The sequence below is a fragment of the Lactococcus garvieae subsp. garvieae genome, from assembly GCF_029024465.1.
Taxonomy (GTDB): domain Bacteria; phylum Bacillota; class Bacilli; order Lactobacillales; family Streptococcaceae; genus Lactococcus; species Lactococcus garvieae.
In genome coordinates this window covers 1,841,190-1,861,739 of the sequence record NZ_CP118950.1, presented here as the reverse complement: position 1 = coordinate 1,861,739, position 20,550 = coordinate 1,841,190, and the positions used below count along the sequence as shown (strand labels likewise).

The following is a 20,550-nucleotide window of genomic DNA, read 5'->3' as shown; positions in this document are numbered from 1 at the left end:
TTTTTAACCCTTTTTTCTAAACAACCACAAGAAGAAAGTAAAGCTCAATATTGATTTGTGCAGGTGTGCCTAAAAAGACACAACCGAACCAATCAACATTGCCCCTCACCTCCTCCAGCATGTAAAGCTGTATGTTAAGCTTTTGAAGGCTTAAGACCACTTGCTTTGAAATAGACATTAGCCCCCACCTCACAGCCTTCTAGGCCCGTCAAGGTTACTGGTGAAAGAAAGTTTAAGCTGGAGAGATCAGGACGAGAGGAGAACTTCACCTCAAAGGATTCATCGATCCCTTCTTGTATCACGGAGAGTGAATAACCTGTAATCTCATCTGTTGGTTTATTGTCTTGGTCATATTTGACTTTGGGAGTGACTTCGGTACTTAAAAGATAGAAAGTATCATGGACACTCAAAAATTTTGCGGCAGTTTCGGCTGAATAGCCTGAAGTTGTTTTGATTTTCATACGAAAAACCTTTCTTGCTAGCTTTTAGTGTCAATCAAGCCTTGGACATTAAGGTGCTGATTCTCAAGGAGCTTTCCTCCCCCTCCATGGGATTTTTCCATTGTCCAGCCTTCGTTCGCCTTTGGGGCGCCGAGCCTTGACCATGGAAAAATACGAGGAAGCAAACCTCTGAATCAGCGATTGAATAAACGTGCAGTCAGTTTACGTGCATTCAACGCATCAATCTCTTGCCTTAAGGCAAGATTCTTTTCTTCAAGTTTTTCAACTTTTGCTTGAAGTTCTTGATTCAATTTTGACGTTTTTTTACACAGTGAGTTCGCTTTAGTGAATCTTTGCCAAAGATGCTCATAGTCCTCATCATGCTCACCACAGAGCGTTTTGAGAACTTTGATCTTGTGACGCATTTGAGCTATTTCGTCGTTCTCATCAAAGTCATTTCCAAAAACTTCACGAATGGCTTTTAAACGTCCGACTTTTTGAGAGAGCAGAACTTTTAGCTCTTCAAAGCGCTTTACATCACTAGGGGTAAAATCGGTACAGGTATAAACCTTACGGTGCGGCTTGGCTCTTCTTGAACCTTTATAGAAGCCCGTGGAAACTTTTCTTGTCGCAAAGACAATACCGGTTTCTTTTTTTATGAGTGACTTCCACTCTGCTAGAGTGGAAGGAGAGATTTGGAGCTGTTCAGCTAATTGTTTTGAATCCATAGTTCTTCCTTATTTTCTTATTTTTTTCAGTATTGAGTGCAGAATTATCCCCAATGACGATATTTTTATATCCCGAGCGCATTCCTTGGCTCTCTCCCGGTTGAATCTTACAATTTTTGTCAGATATACACAATTTGTGATATAATACCATTAAACGCTCCTCAAATGAGATAAATAGATTATATCTCACTTTAAGGATAAAGTCAACTAAATAATCTCGAAACGAGACAAAAGGAATGAAATGGAAAAATTTGCATACAGATTAAAAGTGTTGAGACTCTCAAAAAATTATACTCAAAGCGAAGTAGCTGAGGCTGTCGGGGTGAAGCAAAATTCGTATAATAGTTGGGAAAATGGAAAAAGAGAACCAAAGTTGGATACAGTTGTTCTTTTAGCAAAAATTTTTGATACAAATGTTGATTACTTGCTCGGAGAAACGGATGATAAGCGAAACTTGAAAAAATTAGTAGAGCTTTTTAATGAGACAAATAAGAGAATGGACACCATGCTTGAAGATGTAAAAGGAAGTGGCTTTTTAGCATCCAATCTTAGAAATCTCAGAGAATCCAGAGGGGAGACAAGAGAAGAAATTGAGACGTTCTTACCCAATCGAGGAGACTATTTTAAATGGGAGCTGGGGTTAGCCGAACCTAATTTAGAGGAGTTGGTTATTCTCTCCAACTATTATCAGGTAAGTATTCATTCTCTTTATGAATATGTGCTTTATAAAGGGGGAGTTTATCACAAGGTCAATAGGATTAGTGATGCTTTTAGTGTTAAAGTTGATCAAAAAATTTCTGATTTCATAGAGAGTATGTTAGATTTGACTTACGAATTTGGATATAAATACGCAGATATTGAAGTGAGCAAAAAGGATTTCCTCTCATGTATGGACTATACAATTGAAGAACTTGATTCTATGAAAGAGAATCTGGAGAGTCAACTTGCACCAATTAAAGAAAATATGATTGCGACTTATCAACGTGAGGAAAAGACTCTGAGAGAAAATATTGAACGCTTAAGAAAGCAACTGGAAAAAGAGCCACATTCCTTTTTTCTCCAAGAGCAGTTGACAAATGGGGAGAAAGCATTAGAGGATAGAGAGAACCGGGAGAAAAGATTAAGTGATTTAGAAAATGAAGATCTTTGAGCTTGAGGATTTAGTTCGTGGGAGCTAAACCGAGGAGATTATTTACTCTAGGAAGGTATTTTTATTCTTTAGAGGAACAATATGAAATAATACTTATGTTAAAATTAAAATAAATATTTGGGTTGACAGCGCTTACTTGAAGTGTTATAATCATTTTTATCAGGAGTCGTTACTATTAAATTAGGCGCAATCAAAAAAGAAGTTATCTTTTTTGATTGCGCCTTTTTTCTTACAAAAGTATGGAATCTCCTTTTATTATATCGTAATCAAAGGCAAACATTAGGAGTAGGAGGAAATTAATATATGTCAAAAATTGTCTTATTCGGTGGACAAGGTAACCTCAGAATGAGTGATTTGGTTAAGGTCAATAGTTCTATAAATGGGAAAAAAATCTTAAATCATATAAATCAGAGTAGTCCGTTTTCTTATGAATATTTTAAAAATATTTTATCAGGGGAGATACCATTAAATGAAACTTATGCTTCAATGTTAAGCACATTTATTTACAATTGGTGGAGGGTTTCAGAGATAGATTTGTCAAAAATAGAATATTTTTCATCTCATAGCGCAGGAATATTCAATGTTGCTTTTGCAAGTGAATCAGTAGAACTAGATAGATTGCTGGCATTTATTAAAAAAAGAGCTGACTTAATGGAGAGTTATTTAGGGAGTGAGGAAATGTGGTTAGCATTAACATCTAGTTGTAAGGATTTAGAGACTACAGTGTGTGAGCTTTCAGAAATTATTAAAGTCTCTATACGAACAAATCATACAACTGAAGTACTCGCATTTTCTCAATCGGATAAACTGAAGTTAGAAGAACATGCTGCTAACTTAGGTATTCCTCTGAGATTAAAGAGTTTGGGATTAAAAATACCTTACCATACACAGTTTTTATCAGATTTAAGAGACAATTATTACCAGTTAGTTGATAACTTAAATATTATCCAGAATAGTAGTTTCAAGTATCTATATCATACTAAAAATTTAAAACAAGAAATAAAAAATCAACTTGACATAACCTTTAACTGGGAGGAGATTCTTTTGGAAGTTGGAAGGAAGAATCTAGAAGTTTATGATTTATCTTCCAATAGGTTTATTTCTAAAAATTTAAGAGCAATGGACACAAGTATAAAATTTTTATAAGGAGAAATACGAATATGACATTAGCAATTGTAACAGGTGGGACAAGAGGAATTGGTAAAGCCATTTGTTTAGAACTTGCACGGACATATGATACCGTCATAGCAATATATCATAAAGATGAACAATCAGCCTTTCTATTAGAAAAAGAATCTGAAAACATTCAAACCAAAAGATGCAATGTCTCGAGTGCAGCAGAGGTTTCAAAACTTATAAGGGAAATTTATGAAGAGTATGGGGTTATTCATTGCTTAGTTAATAATGCAGGGATCACTCAAGATGGTTATTTCCTAATGATGTCCAAGGAGAAGTGGGATGCAGTTTTAAATATCAATTTAATGGGCGCCGTAAATTTATGTAAAGAAGTACTACGTATTATGAAAAAAGAGAAAAAAGGAGGAGCGATTATTAATATTTCATCAACTAGTGGAGTAACTGGTCAGATTGGGCAAACAAATTATTCAACAAGTAAAGGTGCCCTTATAGCGTTTTCAAAATCATTATCAAAAGAATTTGCAAAAGATAACATTACAATTAATTGTGTTAGTCCAGGATTTATAGAAACTGATATGACTATAAAATTAGATAAAGAGAGGATTCAAAAAGACTTGATACCATTGGGAAGATTTGGAAAACCAGAAGAAGTGGCTTTTCTAGTTGAATTTTTATCAAGCAATAAATCAAGATATATTACGGGAAAAAACTTTGTTATTGATGGAGGTATGATAAATGATTGATTGGACAATTGAAGAGCAAAACATAAATAAACGTATAACTATTGAAAATAAAATAAAAGATATAATCATAGAATCTTTAATGTTAGATATTGATAAAAAGTTAATTCAGAATGATCAGCCATTATTTGGAAGAGGATTAGAACTTGATTCTATTGATGCATTGGAATTATCCATTGGTATATCTATGGAATTTGATGTATCCCTTACTGATGATGACATGTCCATTTTTTCATCTATAAATAAACTCACAGATTATATTATGGATGAAAAAAGCAAAGGATAATACTATGAGCTTATTAGATATTAAACAGATTATGACTTTATTGCCACATCGATTTCCTTTTTTAATGGTAGATTCTGTAGAAGAGTATTCTCGAGGTGAAATTCTATGTAAAAAAAATATAACAGTAACAGAGCCATACTTTCAAGGGCATTTTCCTCAGAATCCTATTGTACCAGGTGTATTACTTGTTGAGTCTGGAGCTCAAGCTGCGGCACTAATGTATATTCTAGATGAAATAGATACAGACAATATTGAAAATAGTGATAAAAAAAAGATTGTATATAGTGAAGAACTTGCTCAAAAAGTTGGTTATCTTGCAAGTATCAAAAATTTCAAGTTTAAAGGTCTTGCATTGCCTGGGGAAGTTCTTTATATAAAATGTCAAAAAAAAATAGCTCTAGGAAAATTATTTGAAGTAGATGTAAAAATTTCGAATAAAAATAATAGAGTTATTGGTTTTGGAAAGGTTCTGGTTTCACAAAAATGAAAATATCTTTACATGGTATCGAGAAAAAATATGGTAAATTTGAAGCTTTGAAGAATGTCTCTTTTGAATATGAAGAAGGAAAATTTTATGGATTACTAGGTCCTAACGGTGCGGGTAAAACAACTTTATTTAGTCTTCTTATTCAAACTGTTAAACAAACAAAAGGTACTATTGTTTGGAGTGAAAAATCTAATATTGTCAAGGCGGAACACTTGTACAAAAAAATTGGAGTGGTTTTTCAGACAAGCCGTTTGGATAAGTTTTTAACTGTTGAAGAAAACTTGTTATCAAGAGGTGCTTTGTATGGGCTTGATAAAAAAGAGACTTTGAAAAACTTAAGCGATTTGAAACACTTTCTGAATATTGATGAATTAAAAAATAAAAAATATGGTACACTTTCCGGTGGGCAGAAAAGAAAAGTAGACATTGTACGTGCTTTGATACATAAGCCCTCTGTTCTGTTGTTAGATGAGCCAACAACAGGACTTGACCCACAGTCACGGCAGAGTCTATGGGAAGCAATTTATGGATTAAATAAAGAAAAAGGAATGACGATCATTTTGATTACACATTATTTAGAAGAAATGACATTTTGTGATCGTGTAGATATCTTAGTGCACGGGGCTCTCCTCTATTCTGGAACAACAGAAGACTTGGTGAAAAAAAATTCTACAACAAAATTAAAAGTAAATATGAAAAACGGAGAAACTTTAAAAAAAGAAAATTTTACATTTATTGAGGATGAAGATGGAAATTTTGTGGCAGAAGGGCTTAATATCGACGAAATAGTAACTGTTGTTTCAGAAAATAGAGGAAAAATAAAAAATTTTGATGTACAACAGGCTAGTTTAGAAACGGCCTATTTAAACTTGATAAAAAATATAGAAAGGGAAGAGCTATGATAGCATTAATTAAAAGAAATCTTCTAGTTTATACACGAGACAGGATTGCTTTTGTTCTTTCATTTCTTTCAATTATCATTCTATTGGTTCTCTATCAGATATTTATTGGAAAAGGACAAATGGAAGCCATACAACAAAGTGTTCCAAATCAAGAATTACGGGACCAAGCTGTTCAAATGGTTAATTTTTGGCTGATTGCTGGATTAACAACTGTTGCTACCTTAACAAGTACATTAGGGGCATTCGGTGTCATGATTATTGATAGAGAAAATAAGATAGACGAAGATTTTATGATAAGTTCCTACTCTCCATGGAAATTTGAGTTATCTTATGCTCTTTCTGCTATTTTATTAGGAACATGTATTTCTCTCATTTGTTGTTTCTTGGGAATCCTTATTTTTAATGGAACTCATGCTTTTGCTCTTTTTACGATATTTGATTTTTTGAAAATATTTTTCACAATCACTCTTAGTTGTATATTATCCGCAAGTATGACTCTACCTTTGCTTTTATTTATAAAGAGTGGATCCGCCTTTAGTACTTTGAGTACTATTATAGGAACTTTCATTGGTTTTATATCAGGAATATATATTCCAATTGGAACTGTTGGTACCCCTCTTTCTCAAATAATGACATGGTTTCCTCTCACACAAGTCAATGCAATGCTCAAGCAGGAACTAATGACAAGTAGCATTAAGGAAGTTTTTGGCACCGCTTCTTCAAGTGAAAAAATAACTTATAGTGAATCGTATGGTATAACTTTGAAAACTTTGGGGGGCCATGTACTTTCATTTGATAATATGCTTTTATATGTGATAGTGTTTACATTTGTTGTAATAATTTTACATTTTGCTTTGAAAAAGAGGTTATTGAATGGGAAAGAGTAATATTTATAAGGTAAGAGAATTACATAGAGAAGATATACCAGATGTTGTTCAACTTTTTAATAAAAATAAAGTTTATCAATTTTTAGATAATATTCCACTTTCTGAAAAAGATTTTATTGAGACCATGAAGGTGAAAGAAGTTAGCCATTTTTTCATCTTAGAAAAATTTGGACAAATTATAGGGACTACTGCTTTTTTCAAATTTATTAGTTTTGGGTCCATTGATGATTGTTATACTTACAGTGGTTATCTTCTCATTGATTCAGCACATCGAACAGGAGCTGCAATTCATTTTTTCCAAAAAAAAGTTCTCATGGCTACCTCAAAACTTGGATTTAGATTACATTTTACGGAAATTAGTCGGTATAATAAAGCATCACTAACGCTTTCAAAGCATAATGGATTTACATTATTTAAAGAGAGCTATGAAGATATTTACCACTGTTATTTATTACGAAGTGTATTGCCCAAGATATTGAAAGCATTTACTCTTAAGGGAAAAATAATTAATGAATATGATATGAATACATTTAAGGTTATTCAACAGAGGGACAGAGGGGAATATACAGAAATTAGCACAAATATTTCCAATGAAGATATCGTGTTTAAAGTATTTCCAGCGGGGCAGTCACCTTTTGATATACATTTTTCATTTATTAGAGTTTATATTTTTAAAAAAGATAATAGATTGTTTTTTAAAAGTAAATTCTATTCTGATGAAGTATTACAAATTGAACTAACTACTGATGAGAAAGCAATGGGAATGATATCTAGGGAGAATCCCCAAATTGAATTGTTTTCATCTTCAAATGAAATTTTTTGTACTGCTAATATTACGACTACTAAAGGTAATATTCTTGCAAATCTCCACTATAGTAATATGGAATCGAGAAGTAAATTAGTTCCAGTACACCAAACATTCTTATCTTATCACTTAGAAATTAACTTGGAAGATGGGGACCTTTATATTATCGAAAAAGATGGAGATCGTGTACTTATTGAAGATCCTTTCCTTCAGTTTTCTAAACCGGTTAACACCAAATTTTATAGTGAAGAGTATCCAGGAAAAATAATAATCAAATGTATTGGTTCAGGAGTTGATATAGAAAAAATCTTATTATTGGATGGATCCAGTATTAATGTTCAATATATTTTTAAAGATATCAATGTTTCTAAAAAAATTTATGCAAAATATGGCTTAAAGTTTAGGTCTCAGAATTACCTTATAAAGGAAAAAGGAAAATATCGGGCATACATTCCAGGAATTTTTCCAGATGAATCAGATGATTTTGTTAGAGAAAATCAAATAAGAAATAAAGAGTTTCAGTATCATTTCCCAAAAGAAAAGCTTCAACTGAGCTATCAAACAAACAATAGAGGGAGCAATCAGGTACAATTTCGCCCTTTAGTTACAATTTTATTACAGGAATCTAAAAATAATATCCATTACTCTCTACATTTCCGTCAAATGGATATTGAGCATTTAAACTTATCAAAGATTCCAGAGCTTCTATTGAAAAAAGTCAATTTTAGTGGTCACTTATTAAAAAATATAAAGTGCTATGGACAAACTATGAATTCATCTATTCGGTATGATGTACATGAAACCAAGAATAAAATGAACTATGTTCTAAATCAGAATGCAGAGAGTTTAATGCTACAAAATTTTTCTAATAATTCTTCTGCATATACAATTTTTGAATTTGACTATGTTTGTGCAAGTAAAGTTCAATTCTTTAAGTATGGAGAGAGCTATTTATATAGTAATAAGGGGCCTACATGGGAAATTGATGAAGAGTTACTTATATTTGAGGAGGCCAATAGTCAATATACATCTTTTAAGATATTTAAGGGAAGTATCTACTCATATAAGGAAAATAACAAATTAAAAATTCGCTGTGTGATACCGAATCAAGAATCAGTATCTCAAAATGTGAAAATATCTCAATTTATTGGAGGATAAGAACTATGGATAATAAAAATTATACTGATTTTAGAAAAAACAAATCATGGAAGACATTCGATGGAAATATATTTGAAATCACTGGAGATAGGGCAGAAGAGATTTTAGAGTATTATATTCCTAAAATTTTAGAATTTATAGATATAGATACGTCAGGGTATTCATTTATACTCAATGAAGACGGACAGGTATTTGATGAGGTGTTTTTTTATAAACTAGAAGATAAATACTTATTGTTTTCTGAAGGAGACTTATTATCATTATTTACGAATAGTGAAGGCTTTGAAATTAAAGAGATCTCACAAGAAAAAACATTGATTCAAATTGAAGGAAAAAATTCTGGAGAAATTGCTCAGCATTTTTATAATTATGATATTTCAACCTTAAATTTTCGAGCAATTATCTTATCACAATTTGAAAATTCAGAAATTATCTTGTCAAGATTTGGATTTTCAGGAGAATTTGGTTATCAATTTCTTATAAATTCTGATAATCTAGAGGAATTCATTAAAATACATTTAAAGGGAGTGAAGCAATTTGATAAAGAACTGGAGGATTATGTGAAGTTTGAAGTCAATCATCCGTTGTCAAACATATTTAAAAGTAGAAATAATTTATTTGAATTGGGATATTCTTGGAATTTAGATTTTACGAAAGAAGACTTTAGGGGGAAAAAAGCACTTTTAAATAAAATTGACAATTCTACTATGCAAAGTATTGCCTTTTCTTCTGCCAATAAAGTTTGTGAAAATGATATAGTTTATTTTGATAAACAACAAATAGGAAAAATTCATTATGTTAAGGAAAATATAGATGGTAAGGCAGATAGAAATTATATTGGGCTCCTTTTTGTAGATTCATATTATGCTCATTCGGGTATCCACTTATGTACAGAAAATGGTACAGAACTTACAACTCTTTCAAATCCATATGTCATCCCTGAAAGTTGGTAAAGAAATGAAAACAAATATAAATATTACAGGAGTTGGAGTAATATCATCTCTTGGATTTAACTTAGAAGAACATAAAAGGAATTTGTTTTCTAAAAAACATACCATAAATAGAAAAAGATTTACCAATGGGAAGCATGAGTTACAAGCGTTTGTTGGACAGGTATCTAACATTTCAGATATACCAGAAAAATATCAAAAACAATCTAAAAATTTTAAAATGGCTTTTTCTGCTTTTGACGAGGCCATTCAATCTGCTAATTTTAATAAAGATATAAAGCATACGAGAATTGCAATTTGCTTAGGGACATCACTAGGAGGTAAAATACCTGGTCAAGCCGCCTTCTATCAATTTAAAAAAGGAAATTATACTATACCGAAACATGTATTTGAAGAGAGACAACTTCATAATATAGCCGATCAACTCATTCAACACTATGGTTTTAATGATGCAAGTTATTATGTTATTTCTACAGCATGTTCAGCAAGTAACAATGCTGTTATTCTGGGAATGCAGCTTTTACAAGATAATAAATGTGATATAGCTATATGTGGTGGGTGTGATGAATTGAGTGATATTTCTTTAGCTGGATTTAGCTCACTTGGAGCAATTAATAAAGAATCTGCTTGTCAGCCATACTCTACTGGTAAAGGAATTAGTTTAGGTGAAGGTGCAGGATTTGTTGTTTTAGAAAGAGATAGACCGAGAGGTTTTGGGAAGATACTAGCTGGATCAATAACTTCTGATGGTTATCATATCACAGCTCCTAAGTCCACGGGGGAAGGTGCAATTCGTGTTGCAGAAAATATATCTTTTCAGTCAGTAGTACCTCTAAATAAAATAGATTATATTAATGGGCATGGTACTGGGACCAAAGCAAATGATAATATGGAAAAATCAATGTTTGATAAAATTTTTCCAGAATCTACCAAGATAAGTAGTACAAAAGGAAGTACAGGGCATGCACTTGGCGCAGCTGGGATACTTGAGATAATAAACTGTATTTTAGCTATTCAAGAAAATAAGATACCTGCTACAAAAGTAGATTTTCAAGAAAATAGTAACCGTTTTGTCATGAGAGACAGTATTGAAAAAGAAATAGACTATGCTTTGAATCTGTCTTTTGCTTTTGGAGGAAATAATAGCGGCATACTTTTAGCCAGAGATACTGTTTCTGAAGAAACGTATAAAGTTCAGGAATCTGTTCAACCAAATGTTTTGTCTTTCGCATCTACAATAGAAAATTCTAGTGATAAGAAGGAAATGTACGAAATAATTACGGCAGATTTTTCTAAAATAGAAGGGTTAAGATATATTGATAAAACAAAATCCTCAAGATTAAATCCAGCTCAGTTCAGGAAAATGGATCGTTTTTCAAAAATGATAGCAAATACTGTAGCAGTAGCAATTGATCGAAGTGGTTTAAATATAAAAAAAATCGATTCTAGCAAAATAGGTATACTTTTTAGTACGACTACAGGACCTATTGAAGTGGTGGAAGATATTGAAAATCAAATTCAAAGAGATGGATATAATAAAGTGTCGGCAGCAAAGTTTCCATTTACTGTTATGAATGCAGCGGCTGGTATGCTTTCTATTCTTTTTGGGATTAAAGGACCAGTTTCTGTTATTTCTTCAAATGTTGGGTTTATTGATGGAGAAATATATTCTAGAGAGCTTATGAAAAATGAAGGCTTAGAATATATTGTACTTGTGTCTGCGACTCAATGGACTGACTTATCTCTTCTGGCTTGGGAAACTTTAGGATATGATGGTGATACATTTGTTGCTGCAGATTATTGTCAAGCTATGATTTTATCATCACATGATGAAGCAAATACTCACAAAATTATTTGTTCCGAACAAATAAAATACGATAATAAAAGTAATTCTCCAAAATATATTGGAAATAAAATAATCTCTGCTATAAAAGATAAAATTACAGATATAGGACTTGAATTGGGAGATATAAGAGAAGTCGTATGGAATGGTAATAAAAAAACTTCTGCCGTAGAATATGAAATTTTTGAGTCTTTAGATAGCCTATTAAACATTAACGTATGTAAATATGATTTAGGATTTTCTTCAGATGGTGCTGGAGAGGAGATCCCTTTTCTTTTGAATGATTCCTCGTTTTCTCCAGGATATTATATCATTCTTTCGTATTCTCATTTTGGAGGAGTATCATTTATGATTATTCGGAAATAATATAAATTTAGCACTATCTTATTTTATACACCATTTCTTATTACGAGGAGGTACATTATTGAAAAAGTTTTTATTTGCACCCTTTATGATGAATTTAGGAGAAAGTCAACGCATGTCACAAATTGCTGATTATTTTTTCAAATCTGGCTATGAGATTCATATATTAGGAGAAGTTTATTACTCTTTTCTATTTAAAAATTCAAAATATATATTTCATAGCCTTAAAGAAGATAAAAATATATACGATAAGACACGATATCGGAAGTTTTTTTCTTTTGATACTGATTTTAACTTCTTGTCTGATGAAGAAATTTCTGTAATTTGTAATGCAGAACGTGCTTTCCTTCAGAAAAATATCTTTGATGCGGTTTTTACAGGCTATAGATTAAGCATTGTAATAAGTTGTAAAATAGAAAAAATACCTTTGGTTTGGATTTTATCAGGTGCTATACAAATTGATGAGATTGTTGATAATATTCAAGGTGTCATACCATATCATAAAAAGACAAAGTATCAGACAGAAAAAGTAAAAAATACATTAAAAAAATTAATTAATAATTATTCTAAAAATGTAGAAACTTGGAATCGATACTTAAAAAATCATAATTCTGAAACAATGAAAAATGCTTTGGAGCTTTTTACTGGTGATTTAAATTTAATATCTGATTATAGTAAATTCTATGACATAAAAAAATCCTCGTTAAAAGTGGTCGGTCCCATAATCTTTAAACCTAATAAAAAGATTGAGAAGTTACCTATACTCAAGGTGCAGAGAAAGAAAGTACTCTTAAGTTTTGGAACGTCTTCTGACCCAAATTGGGTTCAAAAGTTTGTAGAAAAATTACCGAATGATTTCCCTTATATCTTAACAACCTTTGGTGAAAAATATAATTTTAAAGATAAGGATGTGGAGTTTGTAAATCTCATTGACTTTAAAAATCTGAAAGATAAGATACATTTCGCTATTATACATGGGGGGCAAGGAACTGTTTATGCAATGGCTGAACAAGGGATACCTTTTATAGGTGTTCCCATGTTTAATGAACAAATGTGGAATATAAAAAAATTTAGTAAACTAGGAGCATGTGCTTTTCTGAATAAAGAATCAAACTTAGAAGAGATTCAATCTTCTGTTTTCAACTTTTATAAGTCTCTTCAATCCTATGCTAATTCTATTGAAGAAATTAGATATGAAATAGTAAGGGAGTCCTCTCGTTCATTAAATAATATACTTATCGAGGTAGAGAGTTTTCTCAATGAAAGAAATTGAAATATATATTTTTGAAGATAAAACTAATTCTTTAGAAAATTGTTTATCAGGTGAACGTTTAAAACGTTTTGAAGAAGCAAGTCGTAAATCAACAAAGAGAAAATTGGTTGTTGGAAGTCATTTTGTTTATGGAATTCTAAAAATGAAGGGACTTTCTGAACAAATTTCTTCTCAGTCTTTTTTCACTTCCGTTCATAAATTTAGGAATCTTCCTTTTTTCATAAGCCTATCTCATTCGGGTAATTACTATGTTTTAGGTATAGCATCACTTTCTATTGGATTAGATGCAGAAATATATATAGATAGGAAGGAACAAACTTATGATAAATTTATCGGATCTAATAAACACTTAATGCTAGAAGATAGAAAGAAAATGTTTTATCAAAAATGGTTGAAGAGAGAGGCAATTATAAAATGTTCAAATAGTTGTGACTTAAATATGAGCTATACTAAGGTAAATGATCTAGTCATTGGTATATGCTCTGTAAACACTGAAAATATACTATATTACCAAGTCGATACTTTAAATGGAACTTTTACAGAAATTTCAACAAAACCTTTTATTTAATATCAAAGAATAAAGTAGTTTCTGAAAAAATATAAAGGGAAAGAAAATGTCTAAGAAACTATTTATTAATGAGAACTTACGCAAAGAAGTGGAATTGTCTATTGTTGACAATATTGTATCAATAATTTGTAAAGAGACTAATATTGCTGGAGCTTATATTGTTTTAAGTGCACTTGTTGGTCATGTTAATCTTGGTCAAGATTTTCAATGTGGGAAGAAGTTTAAAAGCAACGAATTATTAATGAGTATTTTATGTCTGAAAATTTTTAATAATATCTATGCGGAAAAGAATATAGTAGTAGAGGCGATATTTGTTAAATCAAATCAAATAGTAATGTATGGTACTCCTTTATTTTTATTTAGGTATATGTCATAGTAAAGTAAATATCTATACAGAAAAATAAAAAAGTATTGACATTAAGTCAAGAAATTAGACAGCAGAATAAGTAAATTTCCTTTATGCCTAAGCGGCTATAATTTTCTGTTTATTTTCAAATTCATAGGGTGTTAAATACTTTAATCCCTGAACTTGGTTGACGTGACTAGGTTCATTAACTATGAGTTTGTCTCTTGAAATATTATTTGACTGACTTTTAGCAGCTTTGAATTTCTTATTTACAACTGATTTTAATTCTTGCTCATGCATCAGCTTTTGGACAAGTTTCAATCCGCTTTTATTTCATTTTGAGTCCACGACTTGTGTATTTTGGACGTGCCATAATAAACCTTTCACGAATTCTCTTAACTTCGTGTCTAATTTATTATATACCTTCCAAGGAATATATGACTTTCCCAAAGTTTGACCAAAAACCAGAGTTTTAAGCAAATGTACAAAAATAGAAGTGCTGTTAAATGTGATTGTAGAGCGTTTTAAACTTTTAGAAAGCTATAAAAATCGCTAAATTTGAAACTTAAAATCCTGCGAAGGGTAACCTTCGTACCGGTTCGAAACCGGTCCTCGGCATCAGTGATAGCAAGAGTTTAGCGATTCTTGCTTTTTTTGTTGTCTTGCGAAACTGTAAACGTGACTATTTTTATTTTAGGTTTAATTGTATCGTTATCACCGATTAAAATGATATCGTTGGTACTATAATATGGGTAAAAAATATCTTTATTGGGATATGAAAAAACAATAACAAAACCTTTGGATAGTTCATAAAAGTTTTTGTATGCTAAGCATCTAATCCCGATTCTGAGAAATTTGAAGCTATATTTGGAAAAGGGGTAAGTTGGGAGATGATAGGGTCTCCGATTTGATCAGAAAGTGCAAATGGGTTCGAGTTTCGTTTGAAACTTAAAAAGATTGGATATATGGAACATTCTACATTTGATGAGAAGAAGTAAGCCTCAAAAAAACAGCGATTTCTTATGAAGTTGCCTTTTTTTTGTTCAAAAATTAGTCCTGAGTGTATAAAATATCAAATTATAATATATAAAAAAACCATCCTAATAAAATTGAAGTTACTGAAAATATAAGCTTCTTGTGTTTTCCAGCAACTTCCTTTAAATCTTCTTTTTTTTAGGGAGTATGAACAGTTAGATAATGTAATTTTCAAAAGTTGCAAATATTTTCAGAAATTGAAAATAGAATATAAAACCCTCTGGTCTATTGCGTAAGCGTTTGCAATCTTGTAAACTATGATTGAAAATAAAAATAACATTAAGGAGTTATTATGAAAGAATCATTTCAGAAAGCAACGCAAACATTTGCACGAGCGATTATTCAACCTGTGATGTTTATGGCAGTTTCGGGGTTAATTATCTCAATCGCTGCCATAATGAAAATGGAGTTTATGCCAGGTTTGTTTAAAACTATTGGAGATTTCTTCTTTGGTATTATTACGAGTGGAGTAATAGGCTCATTATCGATCATTTTCTGTGTGGGCATTGCAACTGCACTCGCTAAAAAGAAAACAGATGCCGCAATCACTGCGGTGAGTACATTCATGATATTTCTATTTGCGAATAATGCTTGGCTGACGCTTACAAATCGTTTGGCAAAAGAAGGCGAAATGGGGTTGTTTGGAACAGGACAAAATACAGTTCTAGGAATTCAAGTCAATGATATGGGAGTCTTTTTAGGCATTATTTTAGGTTGCCTTGTAGGATTTATGCTTAATCGTTTTGGTAATGTTAAGTTCCACAAATATTTAGCGCCTTATGAGGGAACGAAGTTTGCCTTTGTTTTGACTCTCTTTGTGACAATTTTTCTAGCTATTATTATTACTTATATTTGGCCTATGATAAATTCAGGAATTAATTTCTTGGTAGATGGAATGGCTAAATCTGGCCCCTTTGGGTTCTTTGGTTATGGTTTTCTTAATCGAATGCTGTTACCTGTGGGCATGCATCACCTCTTATGGATGCCAATGCTTTATACTCCCGTAGGTGGTACTGCAGAAATTGCTGGTCAAGCAGTGAGTGGCGCCTATAACATTTGGTTGGCACAACTTGGGGATATTGGTTCGGTGACGCAAATGAATCCCGCAATTGGATTCTTAACTAATTTTGGTCCATTGGCACTTCCACTAGCGATTTCCCTTGCCTTTATTAAAACTGCACGCCCTGAAAATAAAGCAAAGGTTAAAGCAATTGTTTTCCCAACAGTTATTGTTGCTGCTTTGGCTGGTGTAACTGAACCAATTGAATTTTTGTTCTTATTTACGGCTCCGGTACTTTGGGTAATTCATGCAGTCGTGTTTGGGCTAGGTTATTTCTTCTCTGATATTTTGGGATTGAAAGTAATGATTGGGAGTATTCCAGAAACAATACCTTCATTATTTGTTCCATTAAATTTAGGGCATCAATATTGGATTCTCCCAATTGCTTTGGGACTGGGGATTATTGAGTATTTTGCATTTAAAACAGTTATTCTTAAATTGAATTTACCAACCATTGGCCGTGAGGCAATGCTTGAAAATGATGACGAAAACACAATGGTGGCGAAAGAAAAAGAAGCTGGTTTAGCGATACTTGTTCAAGGCCTTGGTGGGGTTTCAAACATTGTAGAAGTTTATAATTGTTACACACGTTTGCGTTGTGATGTTAAAGATGCAAGTAAAGTTGATATTAATTTATTGAAAACCTTCCCTTCATCAGGTGTAGTTGATAAACAAAAACATATTCAAATTATCATTGGAATAGGAGTTGAGACGCTACGAGAAGATTTAGAGAATTATATTGAAAACTTGAAATCAGGGAAACTAAACTTGCCAAGTACACTGAAACAGGACCTAACAATACATTCAAATATCTCTCAACAGAAGAAAAGTAATCTAGAACTCTATTCTCCAGCGAAAGGCAATATTCTTCCAATGGAGCAAGTTCCGGATGAAGTGTTCTCAGGTAAAGCATTGGGAGATGGGTTTGCGGTTAAAAACCATAATGGAGAAGTATATTCACCTGTGGATGGTGTCATTACCAATATTTTCCCGACAAAGCATGCAATTGGAATCGAAACGAGAGAAGGACATCAAATTCTTATTCATATGGGAATTGATACTGTAGATTTGCAAGGAAAACCTTTTACAATAAAAGTACAAGAAGGACAATCAATAAAGCATGGTGATTTTCTTGCAAAAATGGATACTGAAGAAATAAAATCTGCAGGAAAGGAGGATATGGTTATTATTGTTGCTATGGAGAGTGAGCAAGGTCAGATTGTTAACGATCCAGAGACTTTAGGATTTACTTCCCCTATTTTCTCAGTTTAATATTCAAGGATACAACGGACAGGAGATTCGTGTATGAAAAAGAAAATTTTATTGGCAGGCGCAGCACTAGGCATTGCTTCTTTTGGAGTACAAAATGTTCATGGAGAAAGCAAGATACCAGAAAAGCCAGGGTATCACATTGATTTTCAGGATGACTTTGATGGACCCACCTTAGATAAAACAAAATGGACGGATTCTTATTTGTCACATTGGGCAGACAATAAAGAGGATGCTAAAGCGAATTATCGCATTGAGGATGGTGTTTTGAAAGAGTATATTGATATCAATCAAAAACCATGGGCACCTACTCTAGATAAAGATAATTATGGCTATGGTACGAACGGCGTGAAGTCAAGTGCCATTCAATCGTTCAATAAAAATTGGATACATAATTTTAGCGGCTCTCAGAAATTAATGTCACCTATTCCAGCCAGCGAGGAGATGCTTGGAGATGCACAAACTGGAGGTTATGCGACGACTTATGGCTATTTTGAAATTCGAGCCAAGCTCTCTAATGCAGGAGGAGGAGGCCACCAAGCATGGTGGTTGGTCGGAATGCAAAATGACACTAACGATTGGTTCAATTCAAAGCAGACGGGCGAGATTGATATTATCGAAACATTCTTTGATTATAGTGCAAATGTCCAACGTCCTGTAGGAACAAAAGGAATTACTGAAGAAAATCGCCAAAAAGGAATTTGGCAAGTTGCGACCTTTGGTTGGAATGATCCGTTTTTCTCAACTTCTTGGACAGACAGCACTACGGCGACACAAGGAGGTGCGGAAGCAGTTGTTCCTGGTGCAGTAGGGGTGGACAGTTTGATGAATGAATACCATACCTATGCAGTGGATTGGGAACCAGGCTCTTTAAAGTTTTATTTTGATGGACAGCTATTCAGAACAATAAATGAATCACCGGATTATCCAATGGGAATGATTCTTAATATTTATACTGATGCAGGCTCGGGCAAACATAATGACGTTTTTCCAAAAGAGTGGGCAGTGGATTATGTTCATGTATACAAAAAAGATTCAGGATATGATATTCCAAAGCAAGATTTGAAAAATAGACAAACGGGGGAATTCATTTCTTTAAATTCTGAGTCGGACAAAGTAGTTTTGAGCAATGAAAATGGTTTAAACGAAAAATGGCAACTCATTCCTAAAGGGAAATATTATGTTATTAAAAATGCTGAAACAGGGGAATTACTCCATAATGAAAACCAGACAGGTTATGTAGAGCACGGAAAAGTTCCAGAAACTTATTATAGTGAGCAATGGAAAAAAATTTCTATTGATGGGTATGTGCGTCTCGTTAATCGATGGAAACCCACACAAGTCATTAATACTGAGCACAATTTAGGCTATTTAGAAGTCAGTGATTTACAAGAAACGGCTTGGTCTAGTCAATGGTTAATAGAATAATTTGAAAAAGCCCCATCTTTACACTTAAAGTAAAGAGGGGCTTTTATTAATCTTTTGCATATTGATGAATAAGCCATTCTATTAAATTTAAACAGTTGCCGTAGAAATAATTTAATTCTTGATTTTCAGGCTCAATTTTATTTGATCCTGTTTCCACAATGAAGGAAAGGTCTGCTTGTCTTGTGAAACTGCTATTTTTGGAGGCTGTGAAAACAACGACTTTTCCACCTGAAGACTTACATTCTTGAATTTTAATCAAGCCACGCTTATTTTCACCAGACTGTGAAAAAATAAAAAGAGTATAGGGCCTACCATTTGAGACTAAACTGATTTCTACTCCTTCTAAATCGATGGCGTAAACTTTTTTTAGAAGCAATTTACGATAAGTGTAACTTACTAAAAATTGGCAGAAGCCTTCACCATAGAGATAGATTTTTTTGTCCGTAAAAGCTGTGCTAAAAATAGAAGCTATTTCATCTGAAGACTCTTGACAAAATGCATAGGGAAGAGCTTCAATTTTTTCCAGATTTTGAACTGAGAATTCTTTAGACAAGAAAAAAATCATTTCCTTATAATTATTAAACCCTCCTCTTTTGGCCAAACGACTAATTGAAGAAGGAGAAAAGAAATTTTTTTGAGCGATATCTCTGATGTCTAAACTTTCCTTTTTCTGGATTGCTGTGATAATGCTCTCAATGAGTTTCTCATCTTCTGGACGAAATGAGTTATTTGGTAGGAGACGATCAAGATGATATATTTTTGTCATAACTTTTCCTTTATTTTTTGAAAATATTTTCAGTTATTGAAAGCATATGCAAAGTGCTATAAATCTATTGCGAACGCTTACTTAGATATAGTATACTGCATTTGTAAGAAAAAACAAAACGAGAGAAAGAGGAAAATATTTGAAAAAAATAATTATCAATGCGGATGATTTTGGATACTCCTCAGGAGTCAATCAAGGAATAATCAAAGCGTTTCGTGAGGGTGTTTTATCCTCTACGACTTTAATGGCGAATATGCCAGGCTGTGATGAAGCGATTAAACTCGCTAAAGATTATCCGGGATTAGGTGTTGGAGCACACTTAGTATTGACCTGTGGCGCACCGATGACCCAAGGGACAACACTCAAAGGAGAAGATGGAAAATTTCATTTGTTACAAGAATATCATCAAAAGCGCAATGAAATCAATGATGAAGAAATTTTTAAAGAGTGGTGTACACAAATTGACTATTTATTGAATCAAGGCGTACCTTTGACTCATTTGGATAGTCATCATCATGTGCACACATTTGAAGGTAACGAGTCAATTGTCAAACGTATTTCTGAAAAATACAAGCTCACATTTCGGAATGCATTTGGTTTAGAGGAGCGAGTTGACCTGAATTATCAAAAAGATATCCGAGGTTTTGCGGATTTAATGAATTATTCAGCTATTCGCAATATGGACATTCCATATTTGAAAGCTCAAAACCAATGCTTAGAAGAAATTCAAAGGGTACTAGAAGGAGTGACAGAAGATATAACGGAGCTTATGGTTCATCCCGCATTCGTGGATGAAGCTCTATATTTCGGCTCATCCTTTAATGTTCAAAGAATAAGAGAAGTCGAACTTTTGACTGCACCTCAAGTCAAGTCACTTATTGAAGCTAAAAATCTTGAAATTATCCATTATGGAAATTTATAAAATAAGG

General features: G+C 32.6%; 20 protein-coding genes. 16 read left to right on the top strand and 4 right to left on the bottom strand.

Features of this window, described 5'->3' with window-relative positions; all coding sequences use genetic code 11:
• Positions 1-134: 134 nt before the first annotated feature.
• Positions 135-461, bottom strand: a complete 327-nt coding sequence (locus PYW30_RS09365) for a hypothetical protein (RefSeq protein ID WP_042219697.1) — start codon at positions 459-461, stop codon at positions 135-137.
• Positions 462-634: 173 nt separating this feature from the next.
• Complete coding sequence (locus PYW30_RS09360; RefSeq protein WP_042219695.1) at positions 635-1,168, bottom strand: hypothetical protein; 534 nt, start codon at positions 1,166-1,168, stop codon at positions 635-637.
• Between the two features lie 241 nt (positions 1,169-1,409).
• On the opposite strand from PYW30_RS09360, the gene PYW30_RS09355 reads away from it, so the two are divergent.
• The 13 genes from PYW30_RS09355 to PYW30_RS09295 all read left to right on the top strand — a co-directional run bounded on the left by PYW30_RS09355 (position 1,410) and on the right by PYW30_RS09295 (position 14,093).
• A complete protein-coding gene (locus PYW30_RS09355) occupies positions 1,410-2,318 on the top strand; it encodes a helix-turn-helix domain-containing protein (RefSeq protein ID WP_080719693.1) in 909 nt (302 codons plus the stop codon).
• Between the two features lie 303 nt (positions 2,319-2,621).
• Positions 2,622-3,464: a hypothetical protein gene (locus tag PYW30_RS09350; RefSeq protein WP_042219693.1), complete on the top strand. Its 843-nt coding sequence runs from the start codon at positions 2,622-2,624 to the stop codon at positions 3,462-3,464.
• A gap of 14 nt (positions 3,465-3,478) precedes the next feature.
• Positions 3,479-4,198 carry a 3-oxoacyl-ACP reductase FabG gene (gene fabG / locus PYW30_RS09345; protein ID WP_042219691.1) on the top strand — a complete coding sequence of 240 codons (720 nt, stop codon included), beginning with the start codon at positions 3,479-3,481 and terminating at the stop codon, positions 4,196-4,198.
• Positions 4,191-4,481: a phosphopantetheine-binding protein gene (locus PYW30_RS09340; protein ID WP_042219689.1), complete on the top strand. Its 291-nt coding sequence runs from the start codon at positions 4,191-4,193 to the stop codon at positions 4,479-4,481. The genes fabG and PYW30_RS09340 overlap by 8 nt, the downstream gene beginning before the upstream one ends.
• 4 nt (positions 4,482-4,485) lie before the next feature.
• On the top strand, positions 4,486-4,968 hold the full coding sequence (locus tag PYW30_RS09335; protein ID WP_042219688.1) for a 3-hydroxyacyl-ACP dehydratase FabZ family protein: 483 nt from the start codon (positions 4,486-4,488) through the stop codon (positions 4,966-4,968).
• Entirely contained in the window at positions 4,965-5,870 is a 906-nt protein-coding gene (locus PYW30_RS09330; RefSeq protein ID WP_042219685.1) for an ABC transporter ATP-binding protein, read from the top strand. Before PYW30_RS09335 ends, PYW30_RS09330 begins: the two co-directional genes overlap by 4 nt.
• Positions 5,867-6,757, top strand: a complete 891-nt coding sequence (locus PYW30_RS09325; RefSeq protein WP_042219683.1) for an ABC transporter permease — start codon at positions 5,867-5,869, stop codon at positions 6,755-6,757. The genes PYW30_RS09330 and PYW30_RS09325 overlap by 4 nt, the downstream gene beginning before the upstream one ends.
• On the top strand, positions 6,744-8,720 hold the full coding sequence (locus PYW30_RS09320) for a hypothetical protein (RefSeq protein WP_042219681.1): 1,977 nt from the start codon (positions 6,744-6,746) through the stop codon (positions 8,718-8,720). Before PYW30_RS09325 ends, PYW30_RS09320 begins: the two co-directional genes overlap by 14 nt.
• Positions 8,721-8,725: 5 nt before the next feature.
• Entirely contained in the window at positions 8,726-9,673 is a 948-nt protein-coding gene (locus PYW30_RS09315; RefSeq protein ID WP_042219678.1) for an aminomethyltransferase family protein, read from the top strand.
• Positions 9,674-9,677: 4 nt separating this feature from the next.
• Positions 9,678-11,879 (top strand): beta-ketoacyl-[acyl-carrier-protein] synthase family protein, encoded by a 2,202-nt coding sequence (locus tag PYW30_RS09310; protein WP_042219708.1) that lies wholly within the window; start codon positions 9,678-9,680, stop codon positions 11,877-11,879.
• A 58-nt stretch (positions 11,880-11,937) separates the two neighbouring features.
• Positions 11,938-13,149: a glycosyltransferase gene (locus PYW30_RS09305; RefSeq protein WP_042219677.1), complete on the top strand. Its 1,212-nt coding sequence runs from the start codon at positions 11,938-11,940 to the stop codon at positions 13,147-13,149.
• Positions 13,136-13,717 carry a 4'-phosphopantetheinyl transferase family protein gene (locus tag PYW30_RS09300; RefSeq protein WP_052370195.1) on the top strand — a complete coding sequence of 194 codons (582 nt, stop codon included), beginning with the start codon at positions 13,136-13,138 and terminating at the stop codon, positions 13,715-13,717. Before PYW30_RS09305 ends, PYW30_RS09300 begins: the two co-directional genes overlap by 14 nt.
• Before the next feature lie 46 nt (positions 13,718-13,763).
• Entirely contained in the window at positions 13,764-14,093 is a 330-nt protein-coding gene (locus PYW30_RS09295) for a hypothetical protein (RefSeq protein ID WP_042219675.1), read from the top strand.
• Between the two features lie 87 nt (positions 14,094-14,180).
• Here the strand turns inward: PYW30_RS09295 and PYW30_RS09290 are convergent, their stop codons facing one another.
• A complete protein-coding gene (locus tag PYW30_RS09290; protein WP_042219674.1) occupies positions 14,181-14,384 on the bottom strand; it encodes a hypothetical protein in 204 nt (67 codons plus the stop codon).
• A gap of 1,006 nt (positions 14,385-15,390) precedes the next feature.
• Between PYW30_RS09290 and PYW30_RS09285 the strand changes: the two genes are divergently transcribed.
• Positions 15,391-17,430 (top strand): glucose PTS transporter subunit IIA, encoded by a 2,040-nt coding sequence (locus tag PYW30_RS09285; RefSeq protein WP_042218571.1) that lies wholly within the window; start codon positions 15,391-15,393, stop codon positions 17,428-17,430.
• A 33-nt stretch (positions 17,431-17,463) separates the two neighbouring features.
• On the top strand, positions 17,464-18,855 hold the full coding sequence (locus PYW30_RS09280; RefSeq protein ID WP_052370180.1) for a glycoside hydrolase family 16 protein: 1,392 nt from the start codon (positions 17,464-17,466) through the stop codon (positions 18,853-18,855).
• 46 nt (positions 18,856-18,901) lie between these two features.
• Here PYW30_RS09280 and PYW30_RS09275 read toward each other — a convergent pair whose 3' ends face one another.
• A complete protein-coding gene (locus PYW30_RS09275; RefSeq protein WP_042218569.1) occupies positions 18,902-19,621 on the bottom strand; it encodes a MurR/RpiR family transcriptional regulator in 720 nt (239 codons plus the stop codon).
• 139 nt (positions 19,622-19,760) lie between these two features.
• Between PYW30_RS09275 and PYW30_RS09270 the strand changes: the two genes are divergently transcribed.
• Complete coding sequence (locus tag PYW30_RS09270) at positions 19,761-20,543, top strand: carbohydrate deacetylase (protein ID WP_042218567.1); 783 nt, start codon at positions 19,761-19,763, stop codon at positions 20,541-20,543.
• The last annotated feature ends 7 nt before the right edge of the window (positions 20,544-20,550 follow it).